This is a genomic window from Ruegeria sp. G2, assembly GCF_056533505.1.
This window is the reverse complement of record NZ_JBQFON010000013.1, coordinates 32,583-51,041: the sequence shown is the minus strand read 5'-3', so window position 1 is coordinate 51,041 and position 18,459 is coordinate 32,583. Positions and strand designations below refer to the sequence as shown.

Here is an 18,459-nt window from a genome sequence, read left to right as displayed (position 1 = left end):
AATGGCCCAGATCGTAGTCAAAAACGTAAGAAAGATGTTTGGCGATTTCACGGCTGTCCGCGAAAGCTCGTTCACGATTGAGGACGGTGAGTTTTTCATGCTGCTCGGGCCATCCGGCTGCGGAAAGACGACGACGCTGCGAATGATAGCTGGATTGGAACTTCCAACATCGGGTGAAATCTATCTGGACGGTGAAGAGATCAGCCAGCGGCCACCGTCGGAGCGGGACATTGCCTTCGTGTTCCAAATGTTCGCGCTGTATCCCCACATGAACGTGCGCAAGAATATCAGCTACCCCCTGATATCGCAGGGCATGCCGCGTGCTGCTGTCAAAGCCAAAGTAGAGGAAGTCGCGGGAATTCTGGGGATCAACGACATCCTCGATAGCCCAGTAGGTGGGCTTTCGGGCGGCGATAGACAGCGCGTAGCGCTTGGACGCGCGATTGTTCGCGAACCCAAAGCATTCATGATGGACGAACCTCTTGGTGCCCTGGATGCCGAATTTCGCGAGCATATGGCCGAAGAACTGCGCGCACTTCATGATCGCATGGGCGCGACCACTGTTTACGTCACACATGATCAGTTGGAAGCCATGCAAATGGGCGACAAGATCGTTGTGATGAACAACGCTGTGATCGAGCAATTCGGTACACCCCAGGAAATCTACGACAAACCAGCTACGATGTTCGTTGCGGATTTTATCGGGTCTCCTTCGATGAACTTCCTGCCGTTTGAGGGAAAGGTCGAGCCTGGTTCGGAAATGGTTCGGCTGAATGGCCATGACGAAGCCGTGCCGAGGTTGATGGAAGGGGCGGAAGGTGACTTGGTTTTTGGCGTTCGCCCCGAGCATGTTTTTCTATCTGATGCGAGCGCATATCGGGCCAAGGTTCTGGCCGCAGAATATTTGGGAACCACTCAGATCGTGACGCTGCAAAGCCCGAATGGAGAGCTGAAAGCCCGGATTGATGCACGCGAGGTCGTCAGTCCCGGTGAGACAGTGGGATTGGAGTTCCGCTCCCCCGCAGTAACTTTGTTTGAAAAATCTACCGGGCGCGCGTTGAGGTCCGCTCTGAACGACGAGGTACTGAGCAATGGCTGAAGTCGTTTTGGAGAATATCTCGAAGTCATTTGGCAACGTCAAAGCGGTGGACGGTATTTCGATGACGATCCCCAACGGTGCATTTGTGGTGTTGTTGGGCCCGACTGGCGCGGGAAAAACAACGACGCTGAGATTGATATCCGGACTCGAGAAACTGGATTCAGGAACTGTGCACATTGCCGGGCGTGACGTTGGAATAGACACTCCCGCTCAGCGCGATGTAGCGATGGTCTTCCAGCAGTACTCGCTGTACCCGCATATGACAGTGCGGGAAAACCTGTCCTTCCCTCTACGGTCGCCGATTCTGAAGACCCCAGAGGACGAGATCACCAGGAAGGTTAATGAGGTCTCGGAGATTCTTCAGATCCCGCACAAACTGGATAACAAGGCCACTGAACTGTCTGGCGGTGAAATGCAGCGCGTTTCAATTGGACGAGCGCTGGTGCGTGATCCCCAAATCTTCCTGATGGATGAACCGCTCAGTTCTTTGGACGCCAAGCTTCGGGCGGATTTGCGGGTCGAGTTGAAAAGGATTCAGGCCGATCTGGGGTCAACCTTGCTCTACGTGACCCATGATCAGGTCGAAGCCATGACAATGGCGACGCATATCGGCGTTTTGGAGAACGGCCGGTTGGTTCAGTACGGAACACCTCGGGACATTTATGAAAACCCGGGCAGTGTTTACGTAGCCAGCCGATTAGGTCTGCCGCGGATAAATATCCTGCCGTCCGGGTTGTTCGAAGGCGATCACAAAGGCCCGCAGATTGGCCTACGCCCGGAAAACATCATTGAAGGCGAAGGCAGTGAAGCGCGTGTCATACGTGCTGAGCATCTGGGGGATCAAACGCGGTTGCACCTGGACTTAAGCGGTCACCCGGTTGTGACCTTGATTGATGTCCATCAGGATTATCCATCTGGAAAAATTATAAAAATCCGCCCCCACAACCCTTTGTATTTTGACGCGTCCGGCGCGCGAGTGAATTAAGGAGCAAAAGCATGGCCCAGTTCCTCAACACAAAAGAAACTCTGGTGACAGAGGCGATAGACGGCCTTCTGGCCTCCTCCGGAGGGCGACTTACCCGGCTGGACGGATACCCACACATCAAGGTGATTTTCAGGTCGGATTGGGACAAGTCGAAGGTCGCCTTGGTGTCCGGCGGAGGATCTGGCCACGAACCCGCCCATGCAGGTTTTGTTGGCCCCGGTATGTTGACAGCAGCGGTGTGCGGCGAAGTGTTTGCTTCCCCGTCGGTAGAGGCGGTACTGGCGGGTATTCTTGCGGTTACGGGTGAGGCTGGGTGCTTGCTTATCGTGAAGAATTACACCGGTGATCGGTTGAACTTTGGACTGGCGGCTGAACGCGCCCGTGCATTGGGCCGCAAAGTAGAGATGGTTGTTGTTGATGATGACATCGCCCTGCCCGACCTTCCGCAACCACGTGGCGTGGCAGGTACGTTGTTCGTGCACAAAATCGCCGGAGCGCTCGCTGAAAGCGGTGCTGACCTAGACACCGTTACCAAAGCAGCAACAAGCACTATAGCAAAGGTTGTCAGCATCGGTATGAGCCTGGACACCTGTACCGTTCCGGGATCTCCAAAGGAAGACCGGATCGCACCCGGCAAAGCGGAGCTCGGCTTAGGCATCCACGGCGAGCCCGGTGTACAGCAAGTCGAGTTCTCAAATGCTGTATCAGCCATGTCCACAGTGGTGGAAAAGCTGAAGCAAAGGGTGGACTCTGGGGATTGTGTGGCGTTGGTCAACAACCTTGGCTCTACAACTCCGCTGGAAATGGCAGTCCTCACGCACGCCTTGTCCGAGACTGGCATTGCCCACCATATCATCGGCCCAGCTCCAATGATGACATCGCTGGATATGCACGGGTTTTCTGTTTCTATTCTGCCTGTAGATCAGGACGATTTAGCGGCACTTGAAGCTCCTGTTGATCTGGCGGCGTGGCCCGGCGTCAATTCCATCGACCCGATAAAAGTAGCGCCTTTGCCTGATGGCCTGACCCCTATCGATCCAATTCCTTCGAACAATCCCGCCACAAGGGAGACGATCACCCGATTGTCTGAACTGCTCATCAACGCCGAGAAGAACCTGAACGAGCTGGACGCAAAATCCGGAGATGGCGATACAGGAAGCACGTTGGCGACGGCCGCTAGAGCGTTGCAAGGTAGCCTTGACCGAATGCCGCTCGCTGACCTGACACAACTGTTTCCGGCGTTGGGCAATGAGTTAAGCCAGACAATGGGTGGTTCTTCCGGCGTGATACTCGCAATTTTTTTCAACGCGGCTGGAGATGCCTCTGCGAGCGGGGCTTCGGTACCGAAGTCTCTGGTCGAAGGTCTGAATCGCGTCAGCCAGGTTGGGGGTGCCAAGGTAGGTGACAGGACAATGATTGACGCCCTGGCACCAGCACTTGCCGCACTGCCATCTGGCCTGGCGCATGCGGCCGAGGCTGCCCGCGAAGGCGCAAACAACACCGCGAATATTCGACGTGCGAAGGCAGGCCGCGCAGCCTATGTTCCCGAAGAAAACCTAGTTGGAAATAACGATCCCGGCGCTGAGGCTGTTGCTTTGTTGTTTGAGGGCTTAGCGCGGGAGATTGAGGGATGAAAAACACGTGGAAGACCAAAAACAAAAATTAGAATTGGTGAAAAAGCCAACCGTCAATGACATCGCGCGCGTAGCGGGTGTCAGCCTGGCGACTGTTGACCGGGTCTTGAACAGGCGCCCCGGCGTACGGGTCGTAACCGTACAGAAAGTACAAAAGGCGATTGATGAGCTGGGGTATGTGCGCGACACGGCCGCAGCAAACCTTGCACGAAACCGTGTCTACAATTTCCTCTTTGTTCTGCCGGAAACGGACAACGAGTTTGTGGATGCAATCAGCAGTCAGATCGCAGAACAATCCCGCGACCAATTTATCGAGCGGACCCGCGTTGCGATAAAGAAAGTTGCTCCGTTTGAACCGCAGGATATCGTTAACATTCTGGATGCTGTTGACAGTTTGGAGGTTGACGGGGTCGCCGTTTTCGGACCCGAAACGCCTTCTGTCCGCGACGCCGTAAAAAGGCTGAGAGACAAAGGCGTTCCGGTGGTTGCGTTGGTGTCTGACTTGCCGAGTTCTGAGCGAGACCACTTTGTAGGAATTGATAACGTTTCGGCTGGGCGAACCGCCGCTCAGCTGATGGGACGATTTGTGCATCGCGACGGCAAGATCTTGGTACTTACAGGATCCCGTTTGGCACGTGACCACCTAGAGCGTCGTCAAGGCTTTGATCTAGTTGTGGCTGAGGAATTCCCACACCTCGAAGTCGTAGCGTCTGTCGAGGGCCGGGATGACCCGGATCTGATTTACAAGATGATGCCCGAGATCTTTGAAACCTACCCGGATCTGGTTGGAATTTATTCCTCCGCAGCAGGCAATGCAGGACTGATTCAATTTCTTTCCGAGAACAAGCTCAGCAAAGATCTGGTGATCATAGCTCATGAGCTTACTCCGCTTAGTCGTGAGGCGCTTACGCTGGGTACATTTGACGCTCTTATCTCGCAAGACACCGGGCATATTGTTCGTTCAGCCGTCCGTCTGCTGCGTGCAACTTCGGACAAAGTGCCATTCAACAAAGCCCAGGAACGTATCCGTATCGACATCTATCTGAAGGAAAATTTACCGCCATAGAGGCTTAGGATTTGGGGAGGAAATTTTATGAAGACAATTAAAGGTCCAGCTTTGTTTCTTGCGCAATTCGCAGGGGACGAAGCGCCGTTCAATTCGTGGGACGCGATCACCAAATGGGCGGCTGACTGTGGATACAAGGGCGTTCAGGTTCCTAGTTGGGATGGCCGGTTGTTCGACCTGGAACAAGCCGCGTCCAGCGCCAGCTATTGCGATGACTTCAAAGGCAAAGCCAAGGATAATGGCGTCGAAGTCACTGAACTTTCAACCCACCTTCAGGGCCAGCTTGTGGCCGTTCATCCGGCCTATGACAGCGCGTTTGATGGTTTTGCAGCCGAAAGCGTCAGAGGAAACCCGAAAGCCCGGCAAGAATGGGCGGTAGACCAAGTCAAAAAAGCACTATCTGCTTCGAAAAATTTGGGTATTACAGCGCATGCGACATTCTCAGGCGCATTGGCATGGCCCTATGTCTATCCTTGGCCGCAGCGCCCTGCTGGTCTGATCGAAACGGCATTCGAGGAGCTTGCTCGGCGTTGGGTGCCAATACTGGATCACGCCGAGGAATGCGGCGTTGACGTCTGTTACGAAATTCACCCAGGTGAGGACCTCCACGACGGCGTGACGTACGAGATGTTTCTTGAACGGACAGGCAATCACCCACGCGCTTGCATGTTGTACGACCCGTCGCACTACGTGCTGCAATGCCTCGACTATCTGGACAATATCGACATCTACAAAGATCGGATCCGGATGTTCCATGTCAAAGATGCCGAGTTTAACCCGACCGGCCGACAGGGTGTTTATTCCGGGTATCAAGGCTGGGTCGATCGTGCCGGGCGCTTCCGGTCGCTTGGTGATGGCCAGGTGGATTTCGGGGCGGTCTTTTCAAAAATGGCGGCGAATAACTTTGATGGCTGGGCAGTTGTCGAATGGGAATGCTGCCTCAAACACCCCGAGGATGGAGCGCGTGAAGGCGCGCAGTTCGTGTCCGATCACATCATCCGTGTGACCGAGAAAGCCTTTGATGATTTCGCTGATGGTGGCGCTGACGAAGCCGCCAATCGTAAAATGCTGGGGATTGAGTGATGGTCAAAGGACGCAGTGAAGAAGCCTTGGGCCGCATTCGGCTTGGCATGGTTGGCGGCGGAAACGACGCATTCATAGGCGGCGTTCACCGCATAGCCGCGCGACTGGACGACAAGTTCGAGTTGGTTGCCGGTGCTTTGTCTTCGACGCCAGAGAAATCTCTTGAAAGTGGTCATGCATTAGGGCTCGAACGGGTCTATGAAGACTTCAAACAAATGGCGATCAGGGAAGCCCGGCTGAAATCTGGGATCGAGGCAGTCTCAATTGTCACGCCAAATCACGTTCACTATGCAGCCGCACGTGAGTTCCTGAAACGCGGTATTCACGTAATTTGTGACAAGCCACTCACCTCGACCCTTGCCGATGCAAAAAAGCTGGTCAAAGCAGCTGAAAGCGCGAATGCCCTATTCATTTTAACCCACAATTACACGGGCTATCCGATGGTTCGGCAGGCCCGTGAATTGGTTGCTAACGGCGATATTGGAAAGATACGCGTGGTTCAGGTTGAATACCCGCAGGACTGGCTGACCGAGCAACAGGATTTCAAACAGGCAGAATGGCGAACCGATCCTGAGCGTTCTGGCGCGGGCGGATCAACCGGTGACATCGGCACCCACGCGTACAACATCGCGTGCTTTGTAACCGGGTTGAAGGCAGAAAGCCTGGCGGCGGATTTGCAGGCCTTTGTGCCGGGTCGCAAAGTCGATGACAACGCGCATGTGTTGCTACGTTTCGAAGGTGGAGCGCGCGGTATGTTGTGGTCTTCTCAGGTGGCTCCTGGTAATGAAAACGCACTTCGTTTGCGAGTCTATGGCGAAAAAGGTGGGCTGGAGTGGTCTCAGGAAGATCCTAACTATCTTTGGTTTACGCCATACAACGAACCCAAGCGTCTAATCACCCGAAATGGAGCTGGGGCCGGTGATCCTGCCAATAGGTTGAGCAGAGTTCCTCCGGGCCATCCCGAGGGGTATCTGGAAGGGTTCGCGAATATCTATGGGGAGGCTGCGGAGGCGATCCAAGCTTTCCGAAACGGGACTTCACCTGACGCTTCGGTTGTTTATCCAACGGTCCGCGACGGCCTCAATGGCGTTAAGTTTGTAGCCGCATGCGTGCAAAGCTCTTCAAAAAATGCGGCTTGGGTCAAGTTGGAGTAAAGTCTGGTTGTGCGGATAGAGTGGACATCTTGAAAAACGCTGTGAGTATCTGCCAAGAACTGAAGCTCGCACAAACTATAGATGAACACTCCGGTACAACAAGCTGCGAGCATCGCTGAACGGATGTTATGTGAACCACCTTAACGCTGTACCATCACTCGCCGAGGTTCTCGTCATTCGCATCCCCAGCTTCATGAATCTCTTGCTTTTTCATATGCCAAATGAATGCAATGTGATTTATGACGCGATCGATCTCATCTGCCTCGCCTGTAGTATGAGCGGCTGCAATCAGTTTGAACTGCGTTTCTGAGTCTTCAGCGAGGTCCGCGTCACTGGTTCCCAGGTTGTCCCTAGCCCCCACCATCGCGACAAACTCCGCAAGATCTTCTTCCCACATCTCATTGGGATAGGCCCTCGTATCAAACTCGGGATCGTTCTCGCCCACGCCTCAGCCCCGTTACGCTCGCTATAACGTTTCAAACAAGTCACTTGACAGGTACTTCGACTTTTTTGTTGCCGAAACCGGTTTCGGAACGAACAAATAGTAGGATGACAACGAATCCCAATCTGCAAAACCGCCAATCTCAGTCTAGGAGCGCCTCACCGCCACGGCGGGTGAAACTCGACGAATTGGCGGATCATCTCGGGCTTTCAAAGAGCACGGTATCGCGCGCATTGAACGGGTATTCAGACATCTCGGAAGTCACGCGAAAGAGAGTTGAGGTCACGGCAAGGAAGATGGGCTACCGCCCGCTCAGTCACGCGCAGGCTATTCGAACAGGAAAAGTTCGCGCTATTGCGATGGTCATCAACAGCGAAGAACCGGACCAGCACAACCCGTTTCTTCAGGATTTTCTGGCAGGCGCTTGCGAAGCAGCCAGTGCGTCGGACTGGACAATGACAATTTCCACGGCAAAGTCCGGGAAAGATATGCTCAATGTGTTGGGACGTCTTGTCGAAGAACGCAAGGCAGATGGTTTCATTTTGCCCCGGACCGAAGTGGACGACGCGCGGGTAAAGTACCTTGGAGAATTGCAGGTCCCATTTATCCTATACGGGCGGACGGAATACGGCCAATCGGATCCAATGGATGATATGTCTTGGTTTGACATATCGGGTGAAGCAGCAATCAGAAATGCGGTCGTTCGATTGGTCAACTTTGGCCATAGCCGTATCGGTTATGTCGGCAGTGATCCGAAGTTCAACTACAGTCATTTGCGCCGCGACGGGTATCTTGAAGGCCTGAAAGTTGCCGGCTTGCGGGATGATCCAGAATTGATCCGGGAAGGTGCACGGACACGCGAAGAAGGGGCTAACGAAGCGCGGTCACTGTTGAAATTGGACCACCCGCCAACCGCAATGGTGTTTGCGACCGACTTGGCTGCATTAGGGTGTTATCCAGTTTGCGCTGAACTTGGCCTTGAGATCGGAAAAGACGTTTCAATCCTTGGATATGACGGCATTCCCGAATGCCAATACGTCAATCCGGGGCTGACAACATTCAGCGTGGATTCGAGACGCGCAGGAGAGCGTCTGGCCACGCTACTGATCCGCCAAACCCGAGGCGAAGAACCCGCAACCCTGCGCGAACTCAGCGAAGCCGTGCTTATCGCACGCGAATCCGACGGGCCACCCCGGCTGACACCCGAGGCACTGGCGCGAAAAATCAACCTAATCCAACGATCATAACCGGGGAGGAAACCGACTATGAAACTCACACCTAAAGTATCTCGGCTGATGCTGGGCACATCGCTGGCGCTGGTGCTGGCTGCCGTTTCTGCGCAGGCGGACACAATCCGCTTCTGGACCACCGAGGAACAGCCAGAACGTCTGGCAAAGCAGCAAGAGATGGCCGATCAGTTCAAAGCCGAAACCGGTACCACGGTTGAGGTGATCCCAGTTACAGAAACCGATCTGGGCACCCGTGCCACAGCTGCTTTTGCTGCTGGTGACCTGCCGGATGTGGTTTACCACCCGCTGCAATACGCCCTGCCTTGGGCCGAAGCCGGAATTCTGGACACCGAAGCCGCGTCTGAGGTGATTGAAGAACTGGGCGCCGATACGTTTGCACCGGGCGCGCTGGGAATGGCGGCGTTCAACGGTGAAACGGCCTCTGTTCCGGTCGACGGCTGGACCCAAATGGTAGTCTATCGCAAAGACTTGTTCGACGAAGCCGGTCTGGAAGCGCCCGACAGCTTTGCCGACATTCAGGCCGCGCTGGAAGCGTTGCACAACCCGCCGGAAATGTATGGCTTTGTCTCGGCCACCAAGGTTGATGAGAACTTCATGAGCCAGGTGCTCGAGCATGTTTTCCTGGCTAATGGTGTGTCGCCGGTTGGCCCCGATGGGTTCCAGCCGTTGGACGAAGCCAAAACCACCGAGGTTCTGGATTTCTACAAAGCGATCTCCAAGGCATCTCCTCCGGGTGAGCTGTTCTGGAAGCAATCGCGCGAGCTGTATTTTGACGGCAAGGCCGCGATGATTATCTGGTCGCCCTTCATCCTGGATGAACTGGCCGGTCTGCGGGATAGTGCTCCGCCCACCATCAATGACGACCCGACCTCGCGCGATCTGGCCAGCAAAACCGGCATCGTAACCAAACTGTCCGGCCCGTCGAACCCCGATGGCGCAGCATGGGGTGACGTCCGTTACTTTGGCATCACCAACGACGCGGACACCGATGCGGCGATGGAATTCGTGAAATTCGCGATGGATGACGGCTATACCCAGACGCTGGCGATCGCGCCCGAGGGTAAGTTCCCGGTGCGCCGCGGCAATGCGGACAACCCGAATGCATTCTCTGAGGCTTGGGCCGAACTGCCCGTTGGCGTCGACCGCAAGGCACCGCTGGGTGAGCTATACGAACAGTCGATGATCGACGAGATCGTCGGCGGTTTGGATGTGGCACAGCGCTGGGGCGTGGCCGAGGGTCAGCTGGCACTGGCATCGAAGATAATCAACAGCCAGGCGATCAACCGCGTCGTCCGTCAGTATATCGACGATGAGATTGACGCCGCAGCAGCCGTTGCGGCGATGAACGAAGAACTCGCCAAGGTCGAGTAACGCTACCACTCAATGGCATCTACAGCGGCGTTCGCGCCGCTGCACCCAACCCTTCGAGGTTTCTCATGTCTTCGGCCACCCCACCGAACGGTACCGGGGCTCTTGCCAAGCGCGAAGCGCGTCTTGCCTGGGCATTGCTGGCTCCGACCGTGATAAGCGTGTCTCTTGTTGTGATCCTGCCGCTGCTGGCGATCATCTGGATCAGCTTCAAGCCCTTTACCCTGTCCGACCTGCGCCCACCGGCGCCGGTTGTCCGAGAAAGCCTGCGTGGATCGGGCGATGATCTGCGGATCGAATATCGCCTGCGTAATTCCAGTCAGGAGATTGCCATCGGCGGCGTCACTCTCAGCGATGTGCTGCCTAAGGGTATGACACCCACAGGTGAGATCGCAGCGCCATGTGTGCTGGAAGGACAAGACCTGTTCTGCGATTTTGGTATCTTGGATGGCGGCCAACGCGAGAGAATTCGTATTCCGGTCACCGTAGATGGAGACCCTGACGCATTCGAAGAGTTGGTTGAAGGGTCAGAACCCGGCGTCACAGGCAGCGGTCCCAATGTGCTGACCAATTTCGAGTTCAGCCTGGAAAACTACGCCCGCGTCTTCGATGGTTCAGAGTTCTGGGGCGTGCTTTGGGTGACGCTGTTCTACACCGTCTTCGGAACCATCGGCGCATTGGTCATGGGATTGTTCGCCGCGCTGCTGCTCAACAAAAGTTTCCGCGGTCAAGGGTTCATACGCGGGCTCTATCTGTTCCCATATGTCGCTCCGGTGATTGCTGTAGCGTTCACCTGGGTTACTCTATTTGACCCATTCTCAGGCTCAGCCAATGCACTGCTGGTTCAAATGGGCCTGAGCAGCGAACCGATCAACTTCTTCGGCGAACGACCACTGGCGCTGATCATGGTGACGGTGTTCGAGATTTGGCGCTATTTCCCGCTGTCCTTCCTGTTCATTCTGGCGCGAATGCAATCCATAGACTCTAGCATGTATGAGGCTGCGGATATGGACGGCGCCTCTCCGTTCCAGAAGTTCTGGCTGCTGAGCATCCCGCAACTGCTGGGTATCCTGTCGGTGCTGTTCCTGCTTCGCTTTATCTGGACGTTCAACAAGTTCGACGACATCTTCCTGCTGACCGGCGGCAATGCGGGCACCCGCACGCTGACCGTAAATGTCTATGAGCAGGCCTTTGCAATCTCGAACATCGGCGCAGGCGCGGCCGTCGCCGTGGTGATCCTGATGTGCCTGATCGCGTTTAGCTTCGTCTTCTTCCGCTTCATCAGCCGAGAGGAGGGTCTGTGATGCGCAAAGGGTATATAACCGGCCCTGTTCTGGGCGCGCTATGGATGGTGGTGATCGCCACCACCGCTGCCATCACCATGTCGTTCTCGACCGGCGACGCATTCCGACCACAGGTTTTACTGTGCCTGATCTGGGGCACACTGGCTGGTCTTGTTTATGTCCGTTTTCCGCAACAGCGCGCGCGCGCGCGTCTGGGTATTTCGGCACTGTTGGGCCTGTCTTGCCTCACCGGATTTGGCCCGGTTCTGATCGGCTCTGGCACATCGTTGCAGGCGGTTCTGATCACGGTGATCGGCATTGCCGTTGTGATGCATCTGTCGATGGCGGCGATCCTGAAGGAAACACCGTTCGGTGAGCTCACCCGCCATGAATACGAGGATGCGGTGATCCGGTTCTGCACCGGTTTTGGTTATATCTTTTTCACCGCCATCGTGATCATTCCGTTCTATGTGATGGTTATGACCAGCCTGAAATCCCAGCAGGCGCTGTTGCAGAACCCGCTGGATTTCTCGGTGGACCTGAGCCAGGGCGCCGCCCTGTTCCGCAGCTATACCGAGCTGTTCCGCGACTTCAATTTCGGCAGCTATCTGTGGACGTCCTTCTATGTCTCGGTACTGACGGTGTTCATAACGCTGCTGTTCAGCGTACCCGGAGCCTATGCCGTGGCGCGGTTCCGGTTTCAGGGACAAAAGGCCTTTTCACGCTCGATTCTGCTGATCTACATGGTGCCGATGATCGTTCTGGCGCTGCCGATCTATATTGCGTTCTCGCTTACCGGCCTGCGCAACTCGATCCTCGGCATCGTGATGATCTACCCGGTGACGACAATTCCAGTCGCGTTGTATATGCTGCAGGGCTATTTTCGCGGATTGCCGACCGAGGTGGAAGAGGCCGGGCTGATGGACGGCCTGTCCCGTCTGGCAGTAATCTGGAAGATTACCTTGCCGCTGAGCCTGCCAGCGCTGGCCTCAGTCTCGCTCTATGTCTTCATGATCGCATGGAACGAGTTCCTTCTGGCCTTCATGCTGCTGGACGACCCGTCGAAATTTACCCTGACCCGAGGAGTCACGATGCTGAACTCCTCAGAAATTCCCCGTCAGCACCTGATGGCCGGTGCGGTGATCGCCACCGTGCCGATCATGGCGCTGTTCCTGGGGCTTGAACGTTTTATGACCAAAGGCCTCACAGCGGGGTCTGTCAAAGGATGACCGAGATGAATCAACACACAAACCCCGACCGCGAGGCACGCAATATCCTGATTGCCAATGATCGCGGTGGCTACACGATCCCAACCGAAGGGCTGTACCCATACCAATGGAACTGGGACAGCGCGATTACTGCGCTTGGATTTGCCCAGTTCGACCTCGACCGCGCCTGGGTCGAGATCGAGACACTGTTTACCGGGCAATGGGATAATGGCATGGTGCCGCACATCCTTTTCCACCAACAGGATGAAGGGTATTTCCCCGGCCCGGATGTTTGGGGCTGCAATGGTCCGATCCCCTCATCGGGTATTATCCAACCCCCCATCGCGGCCACGATGACCCGCAAAATCTGGGAACAGGACACCGCGTTCGGAGGCGCGCGGATGAAGGCGCTGTTCCCAAAGCTGCTGGCTTGGCACCGCTGGATCATGAAATGGCGTTTGGATGAATTCGGGGCTGTTTGTACAACCCACCCTTGGGAAGCGGGTCGTGATAACGCGCCAGACTGGGACAATTCAATGGCGCGCATGGATGCGTCGGATGTGGGAGAGTACAAACGCCGCGACACCAGCCATGTTAACAGCGAGGATCGCCCGACAAAGTTCGACTATGACCGTTACATCAGGCTGGTACAGATCGGTCGAAAAGCAGGCTGGGATCAGCAGGAGCTGCTGTCGCTGAACCCGTTCCGTATCGCCGATCCGACGATGACCTTTGCTACACTGCGGGCCGCGCGGGACTTGCTGGTGATCAGTGAACAGCTTGGTCTGGCAGCTGAAGGCTTAAGCACAGACATTGAAAAACTGGAAGCCGGCGCTCGCTCGCTTTGGAACGAAGAGCTGGGCAGCTTTGATGCGCGCGACACACATACCGGCGAGATGTCAGGCAGCGTATCGAACGCGTCCTACCTGTGCTGGTATGCCGGTGTTGAGTCGGACAAGATGCTGGAACGGTTGAAAACCACACTAGAAACCGTGCCCTATCCAGTTCCGAGTTATGACCCGGAAATGCCGAAATTCGATGCGCGCCGCTATTGGCGCGGGCCCACCTGGGCTTTCATGAACATGATGATCGGATTCGGGCTACAGGATCTGGGTCATACCGAGCACGCAGATCAGTTGCGCAAAAAAACCGGCGATCTGATCTCGGGCTTTGGTTTTGCAGAATACTTCGATCCAATAACCGGGAGCCCGGCTGGTGGTAAGGCTTTCTCTTGGACAGCAGCGGTTTGGCTTCACTGGGCAGGGAGGGCCTGATGGGTAGCATCGAACTTAAATCAGTCGAAAAATGGTTCGGCTCGGCCCAGGTCATCAAGGGCGTGGACCTCAAGATCGAAGAGGGCGAGTTCATCGTTTTCGTTGGCCCATCGGGCTGCGGAAAGTCCACTCTGTTGCGCATGATCGGCGGGCTCGAGGATATCTCGCGCGGGTCGTTGTTGATCAATGGCAGTGATGTTACCGATCACCCGCCTTCAAAACGCGGCCTGACAATGGTGTTCCAATCCTATGCGCTTTATCCGCATCTGACAGTCGCCGAGAATATGGGGTTCTCTTTAAAGGTGGCCGGTGTTCCCAAGGCGGAGATCGCCGAACAGGTTAATCGCGCTGCAGAGGTTCTCAAGCTGGGACCGTTCATGGAACGCAGACCAAAAGACCTTTCTGGTGGTCAGCGGCAACGGGTTGCTATCGGCCGATCCATCGTCCGCGACCCCACCGCGTTCCTGTTTGACGAGCCACTTTCCAACCTCGACGCCGCCCTGCGGGTTGAGATGAGGTATGAGATCGCCAAGCTGCACCAAAGCCTCAAGCGCACGATGATCTACGTGACGCATGATCAGGTCGAAGCGATGACATTGGCCGACCGCATCGTGGTTTTGGAGTACGGCAAGATCGCTCAGGTCGGTACGCCGCGCGAGCTGTATGAACGCCCTGCGAACCTGTTCGTGGCCCAGTTCATCGGCAGCCCAAAGATGAATATCCTGCCCTGCGCGACCGAGGGCGACAGTTTCCATCTTGAGCACGGCCGCAGTGGCCCGTTTTCATGGTCCGCAGCGGCCACCAAGCTTGGCATCCGCCCCGAACACATTCGGGTAGGCGCTGCAGGCGATGGTCAGACTGACGGCGTCATCGAGGTGATCGAATATCTGGGTGCAGACACATTCCTGATTGTGGATTGTGGAAGCGAGGACAAGGTCACAGTCCGTCTGAACGGCGATACGGCCCTGACACCGGGCACCCACATTGGTCTGCACTTCCCCACGGACAATCTGCATTTTTTTGATGAAAATGGGCAGGCTTTGGGGCTTGGATAGATGAACCCATCGGTATCCGTTGCAAACCTTGACCATTGACACTCAAGAACACAGTGAGTGTAAAGCTAAAGAACTGAAGCCGAAGCAAACCCTATCAATGTGGGCTGCTATATTCAGCCTGAACCTAGTGTCTTTGCCCCCTAAAATTGGGCCACTACTTTGTGCCCCTTGGGTTGCACGGGGCGGATGCCGTGACCTTGGCACAACAGGTGCCGTGGCGGGCGGTACAGCCGTCTACACCACCGTACATGAAGGCGGTGCCTACTACTTTGCCTCGAAAGAAAGTAAAGCGAAGTTCGAAGCAAACTCTGAAGCGTATCTTCCGCAATATGGCGGCTTCTATGCCTTCGCGATCGCGCTTGGCAAGAAATTCGATGGAGATCCGAAACATGCGGACATCATTGACGGGCCGCTTTTTCAATTTGTGAATTCGCATTTGAGCAGCGGGTGTTAAACCGACTCAAGAATTAGTTACGCGATGTTTTCAGCATCCACGGATACCAGTTGATTGAACAAATCTTAAATCATAAATACCTCGATAGTAAAAATAATGTTCATTATCATATTGTTAACAATAACATCAGTTATTACTAAAATTTTAGTTTGACAGCTGCGCCGAATATCACCGATGTTGATTGCCATCCGGTCTGCGCCGGATCACATAATCTTGGGAGGAGACAGATGCGGAGACATCTACTTTCCGCCGTGGCGGCAGCGGCCGTCATTGCGGGGCATGGTCCTGTTTGGGCCGACGAAGCCGCAGCACAACGTTGGATTGACGACGAATTCCAGCCATCGACCTTGTCGAAGGACGAACAGTTGTCCGAAATGAAGTGGTTCATCGAAGCTGCACAACCTTACTCGGGCATGGAAATCAATGTCCTGTCCGAGGGTATCCCGACGCATTCCTATGAATCCGAGGTTCTGACAAAGGCGTTCGAGGAAATCACAGGGATCAAAGTCAATCACCAGATTCTCGGCGAAGGTGAAGTGGTTCAGGCCGTTCAGACTCAGCTGCAAACCGGGCGGAACCTATATGATGGTTATGTCAACGACAGCGACCTGATCGGAACACATTCGCGCCTGCAGTTGGCCTATCCGCTGACCGATATGATGGGTGGCGACTGGGCGGCGACAACTTCGCCGACGCTGGATCTGGATGACTTCATGGGCATTCAGTTCACCACCGGACCGGACGGAAAGTTGTATCAGCTGCCTGACCAGCAGTTCGCAAACCTCTACTGGTTCCGCAAGGACTGGTTCGATGACGAGGACAACAAAGCCGCGTTCAAAGAGAAATACGGCTATGATCTGGGCGTTCCGGTCAACTGGTCGGCCTACGAAGACATCGCTGAATTCTTCACAAATGACGTGAAAGAAGTCGACGGCGTCGCGATCTATGGCCACATGGACTATGGCAAGCGCGCGCCTGACCTCGGATGGCGCATGACCGACGCCTGGCTGTCGATGGCTGGTGCCGGTGACGTGGGTGAGCCGAACGGTGTTCCCGTCGACGAATGGGGCATTCGCATGGAAGCGGGCACATGTAACCCGGTCGGTGCGTCCGTTTCGCGCGGTGGTGCTGCAAACGGTCCGGCTGCGGTTTATGCGATCCGCAAGTGGGATGAATGGCTGCGGAATTATGCGCCTCCGGGTGCCGCAAGCTATGACTTCTATCAGTCGCTGCCGGCGCTCAGCCAAGGCAATGTGGCCCAGCAGATATTCTGGTACACCGCCTTTACCGCCGACATGGTCAAGCCCAAGTCCGAAGGCAACAACACCGTCGACGACGAAGGCACGCCGCTGTGGCGGATGGCGCCCAGCCCGCATGGCCCCTACTGGGAAGAAGGCCAGAAGGTTGGTTATCAGGATGTGGGTTCCTGGACCTTCCTGAAATCGACCCCTGCGGATCGTGCTCAGGCAGCATGGCTGTACGCTCAGTTCGTGACGTCCAAGACTGTCGATGTGAAAAAATCCCATGTGGGTCTGACTTTCATCCGCGACAGTTCGGTCAACCACGAGAGCTTCACCGAACGCGCGCCCAAACTGGGTGGTCTGGTCGAGTTCTATCGCTCTCCTGACCGCGTGGCATGGTCTCCGACCGGCATCAACGTTCCGGATTATCCGAAGCTGGCCCAGATCTGGTGGCAGCAGATCGGTGACGTGAATTCGGGCGCGTTTACTCCGCAAGAGGCGATGGACCGTCTGGCCGAAGAGATGGACATCACCATGGCCCGTATGCAGGCCGCGGATGAAAGCGCCGGTGTTTACGGTGGATGCGGACCGCGCCTGAACGAGCCGCAAGATGCGTCATTCTGGCTCGAGAAAGAAGGTTCGCCCAAGGCCAAACTTGAGAACGAAAAGCCGCAAGGCCAGACCGTCAACTATGACGAACTGGTTCAGCGCTGGCAGTCTCAGTAAGCCAAAGCAACCGGGGGTGCCGTTCGCGGCATCCCCACACCAAGACCAAGACAGCGCGGGCGCGCTGCGGGATCGGAATTCGCGAAAATGATCAAACTAAAGGACGCGACCAAGCGGGTCGGCAACGTCATCCATATTAAACCAACCAACCTGAAGCTGCAGACCGGCCATTTCAATGTGCTACTGGGCGCGACAGGATCGGGCAAGACCTCTCTGATCAAGATGATGGCCGGGCTGGACCCGATTGCCTCGGGCAAGGTCTTCATGGATGGTCAGGATGTGACCAAACTGAACACGCAGAAGCGGCAGATCAGCCTAGTGCACCAGTTCTTTGTGAACTACCCGCATATGACCGTGTTCGACAACATCGCCTCTCCGTTGCGCGTTGCGGGCATGGCAAAGTCCGAGATTTTGGGCCGCGTGGAAGAAGCCGCAGATCTGCTTCAACTGCGCCCGATGTTACACCGCCGCCCGCATGAGCTGTCGGGCGGGCAACAGCAACGCACGGCACTGGCGCGCGCCATTGCGAAAGAGAGCCGCGCCGTCTTTCTCGACGAACCGTTGGCCAACCTTGATTACAAACTGCGTGAAGAATTACGCGAGCAGCTGCCCGATCTGTTCGCAGGTCGTGGTGCTGTGGTGGTTTATGCCACTTCAGAGCCCGAAGAAGCACTGCTACTGGGTGGATACACGGCCCTGATGGAGGATGGCCGCGTGACCCAGTTCGGGCCGACCGCTGATATTTATCGCAACCCTGAGAACATCGCAGCCGCGCGAGTTTTTTCGGATCCGCCGATCAATGTCGCGCGCATCACTGTGTCCGGCGCTCAGGCGCAAATGGCTGGTGGAGGTGGCTGGGCTGTCACAGAAATGGCCGACGGAGATTACATGGTCGCCGTGCGTCCCCATCGGGTGACCCCGTTTCGCTCTTCCGATGATGATGTGGAGCTTACCGGCCGCGTGATTGTGACCGAACTGTCCGGCTCGGATTCCAGCGCGCATTTCCAACATGGCGATGATGCGTGGGTGTCACTTGCCTCGGGCGTCCACCCCTATCAGGTTGGCGAAGATCACAGCTTCTACATGAACCCGGCCCACTGCCGGTATTTCGGCCAAGATGGCAAAAGGATAGCCTGA

The 18,459-nt window shown here is 55.7% G+C and carries 16 protein-coding genes; 15 read left to right on the top strand and 1 reads right to left on the bottom strand.

All coding sequences use genetic code 11. From position 1 onward, the window contains the following. The first annotated feature begins 1 nt into the window (after window position 1). From ACR0DU_RS19380 to ACR0DU_RS19355, 6 genes are read left to right on the top strand one after another with little or no spacing between them, the layout of a single operon-like run. On the top strand, window positions 2-1,099 hold the full coding sequence (locus ACR0DU_RS19380) for an ABC transporter ATP-binding protein (RefSeq protein ID WP_170546374.1): 1,098 nt from the start codon (window positions 2-4) through the stop codon (window positions 1,097-1,099). Then, window positions 1,092-2,084 carry an ABC transporter ATP-binding protein gene (locus ACR0DU_RS19375; protein ID WP_480876777.1) on the top strand — a complete coding sequence of 331 codons (993 nt, stop codon included), beginning with the start codon at window positions 1,092-1,094 and terminating at the stop codon, window positions 2,082-2,084. The genes ACR0DU_RS19380 and ACR0DU_RS19375 overlap by 8 nt, the downstream gene beginning before the upstream one ends. An 11-nt stretch (window positions 2,085-2,095) precedes the next feature. Then, complete coding sequence (locus ACR0DU_RS19370; protein WP_480876774.1) at window positions 2,096-3,718, top strand: dihydroxyacetone kinase subunit DhaK; 1,623 nt, start codon at window positions 2,096-2,098, stop codon at window positions 3,716-3,718. A gap of 37 nt (window positions 3,719-3,755) precedes the next feature. Further along, entirely contained in the window at window positions 3,756-4,784 is a 1,029-nt protein-coding gene (locus ACR0DU_RS19365) for a LacI family DNA-binding transcriptional regulator (protein WP_480876771.1), read from the top strand. Window positions 4,785-4,811: 27 nt separating this feature from the next. Next, a complete protein-coding gene (locus ACR0DU_RS19360; protein WP_480876768.1) occupies window positions 4,812-5,867 on the top strand; it encodes a sugar phosphate isomerase/epimerase family protein in 1,056 nt (351 codons plus the stop codon). Further along, window positions 5,867-7,021 carry a Gfo/Idh/MocA family protein gene (locus ACR0DU_RS19355; protein ID WP_480876765.1) on the top strand — a complete coding sequence of 385 codons (1,155 nt, stop codon included), beginning with the start codon at window positions 5,867-5,869 and terminating at the stop codon, window positions 7,019-7,021. Before ACR0DU_RS19360 ends, ACR0DU_RS19355 begins: the two co-directional genes overlap by 1 nt. Window positions 7,022-7,175: 154 nt before the next feature. On the opposite strand, the gene ACR0DU_RS19350 is transcribed toward ACR0DU_RS19355, so the two are convergent. Then, window positions 7,176-7,466 (bottom strand): hypothetical protein, encoded by a 291-nt coding sequence (locus tag ACR0DU_RS19350; protein ID WP_480876762.1) that lies wholly within the window; start codon window positions 7,464-7,466, stop codon window positions 7,176-7,178. A gap of 104 nt (window positions 7,467-7,570) precedes the next feature. Here ACR0DU_RS19350 and ACR0DU_RS19345 point away from each other — a divergent pair, with 104 nt between their 5' ends. From ACR0DU_RS19345 to ACR0DU_RS19305, 9 genes are all read left to right on the top strand, one after another. After that, window positions 7,571-8,710, top strand: coding sequence for a LacI family DNA-binding transcriptional regulator (locus ACR0DU_RS19345; protein ID WP_480876759.1), 1,140 nt, complete (start codon window positions 7,571-7,573; stop codon window positions 8,708-8,710). Window positions 8,711-8,728: 18 nt separating this feature from the next. Beyond that, window positions 8,729-10,084, top strand: a complete 1,356-nt coding sequence (locus ACR0DU_RS19340; protein WP_170772445.1) for an extracellular solute-binding protein — start codon at window positions 8,729-8,731, stop codon at window positions 10,082-10,084. Between the two features lie 65 nt (window positions 10,085-10,149). Further along, the gene (locus tag ACR0DU_RS19335; RefSeq protein WP_170772447.1) at window positions 10,150-11,385 is read left to right on the top strand and encodes a carbohydrate ABC transporter permease; all 1,236 of its coding nucleotides are present in this window, start codon (window positions 10,150-10,152) and stop codon (window positions 11,383-11,385) included. Then, entirely contained in the window at window positions 11,385-12,593 is a 1,209-nt protein-coding gene (locus ACR0DU_RS19330; RefSeq protein ID WP_480876755.1) for a carbohydrate ABC transporter permease, read from the top strand. Before ACR0DU_RS19335 ends, ACR0DU_RS19330 begins: the two co-directional genes overlap by 1 nt. 5 nt (window positions 12,594-12,598) lie before the next feature. Then, window positions 12,599-13,846: an MGH1-like glycoside hydrolase domain-containing protein gene (locus ACR0DU_RS19325; protein WP_480876752.1), complete on the top strand. Its 1,248-nt coding sequence runs from the start codon at window positions 12,599-12,601 to the stop codon at window positions 13,844-13,846. After that, window positions 13,846-14,901 (top strand): ABC transporter ATP-binding protein, encoded by a 1,056-nt coding sequence (locus ACR0DU_RS19320; protein ID WP_319544308.1) that lies wholly within the window; start codon window positions 13,846-13,848, stop codon window positions 14,899-14,901. Before ACR0DU_RS19325 ends, ACR0DU_RS19320 begins: the two co-directional genes overlap by 1 nt. A gap of 28 nt (window positions 14,902-14,929) precedes the next feature. Beyond that, window positions 14,930-15,355, top strand: coding sequence for a hypothetical protein (locus ACR0DU_RS19315; protein WP_319544307.1), 426 nt, complete (start codon window positions 14,930-14,932; stop codon window positions 15,353-15,355). A 227-nt stretch (window positions 15,356-15,582) separates the two neighbouring features. Next, complete coding sequence (locus ACR0DU_RS19310; RefSeq protein WP_010442345.1) at window positions 15,583-17,322, top strand: ABC transporter substrate-binding protein; 1,740 nt, start codon at window positions 15,583-15,585, stop codon at window positions 17,320-17,322. An 87-nt stretch (window positions 17,323-17,409) separates the two neighbouring features. Further along, window positions 17,410-18,459, top strand: coding sequence for an ABC transporter ATP-binding protein (locus tag ACR0DU_RS19305; protein ID WP_170781405.1), 1,050 nt, complete (start codon window positions 17,410-17,412; stop codon window positions 18,457-18,459).

Bases quoted from the DNA above. Each gene is read 5' to 3' on its own strand.
- ACR0DU_RS19380 (WP_170546374.1), top strand. From the start codon at position 2: ATGGCCCAGATCGTAGTCAAAAACGTAAGAAAGATGTTTGGCGATTTC.
- ACR0DU_RS19375 (WP_480876777.1), top strand. From the start codon at position 1,092: ATGGCTGAAGTCGTTTTGGAGAATATCTCGAAGTCATTTGGCAACGTC.
- ACR0DU_RS19370 (WP_480876774.1), top strand. From the start codon at position 2,096: ATGGCCCAGTTCCTCAACACAAAAGAAACTCTGGTGACAGAGGCGATA.
- ACR0DU_RS19360 (WP_480876768.1), top strand. From the start codon at position 4,812: ATGAAGACAATTAAAGGTCCAGCTTTGTTTCTTGCGCAATTCGCAGGG.
- ACR0DU_RS19355 (WP_480876765.1), top strand. From the start codon at position 5,867: ATGGTCAAAGGACGCAGTGAAGAAGCCTTGGGCCGCATTCGGCTTGGC.
- ACR0DU_RS19345 (WP_480876759.1), top strand. From the start codon at position 7,571: ATGACAACGAATCCCAATCTGCAAAACCGCCAATCTCAGTCTAGGAGC.
- ACR0DU_RS19340 (WP_170772445.1), top strand. From the start codon at position 8,729: ATGAAACTCACACCTAAAGTATCTCGGCTGATGCTGGGCACATCGCTG.
- ACR0DU_RS19335 (WP_170772447.1), top strand. From the start codon at position 10,150: ATGTCTTCGGCCACCCCACCGAACGGTACCGGGGCTCTTGCCAAGCGC.
- ACR0DU_RS19330 (WP_480876755.1), top strand. From the start codon at position 11,385: ATGCGCAAAGGGTATATAACCGGCCCTGTTCTGGGCGCGCTATGGATG.
- ACR0DU_RS19325 (WP_480876752.1), top strand. From the start codon at position 12,599: ATGAATCAACACACAAACCCCGACCGCGAGGCACGCAATATCCTGATT.
- ACR0DU_RS19320 (WP_319544308.1), top strand. From the start codon at position 13,846: ATGGGTAGCATCGAACTTAAATCAGTCGAAAAATGGTTCGGCTCGGCC.
- ACR0DU_RS19310 (WP_010442345.1), top strand. From the start codon at position 15,583: ATGCGGAGACATCTACTTTCCGCCGTGGCGGCAGCGGCCGTCATTGCG.
- ACR0DU_RS19305 (WP_170781405.1), top strand. From the start codon at position 17,410: ATGATCAAACTAAAGGACGCGACCAAGCGGGTCGGCAACGTCATCCAT.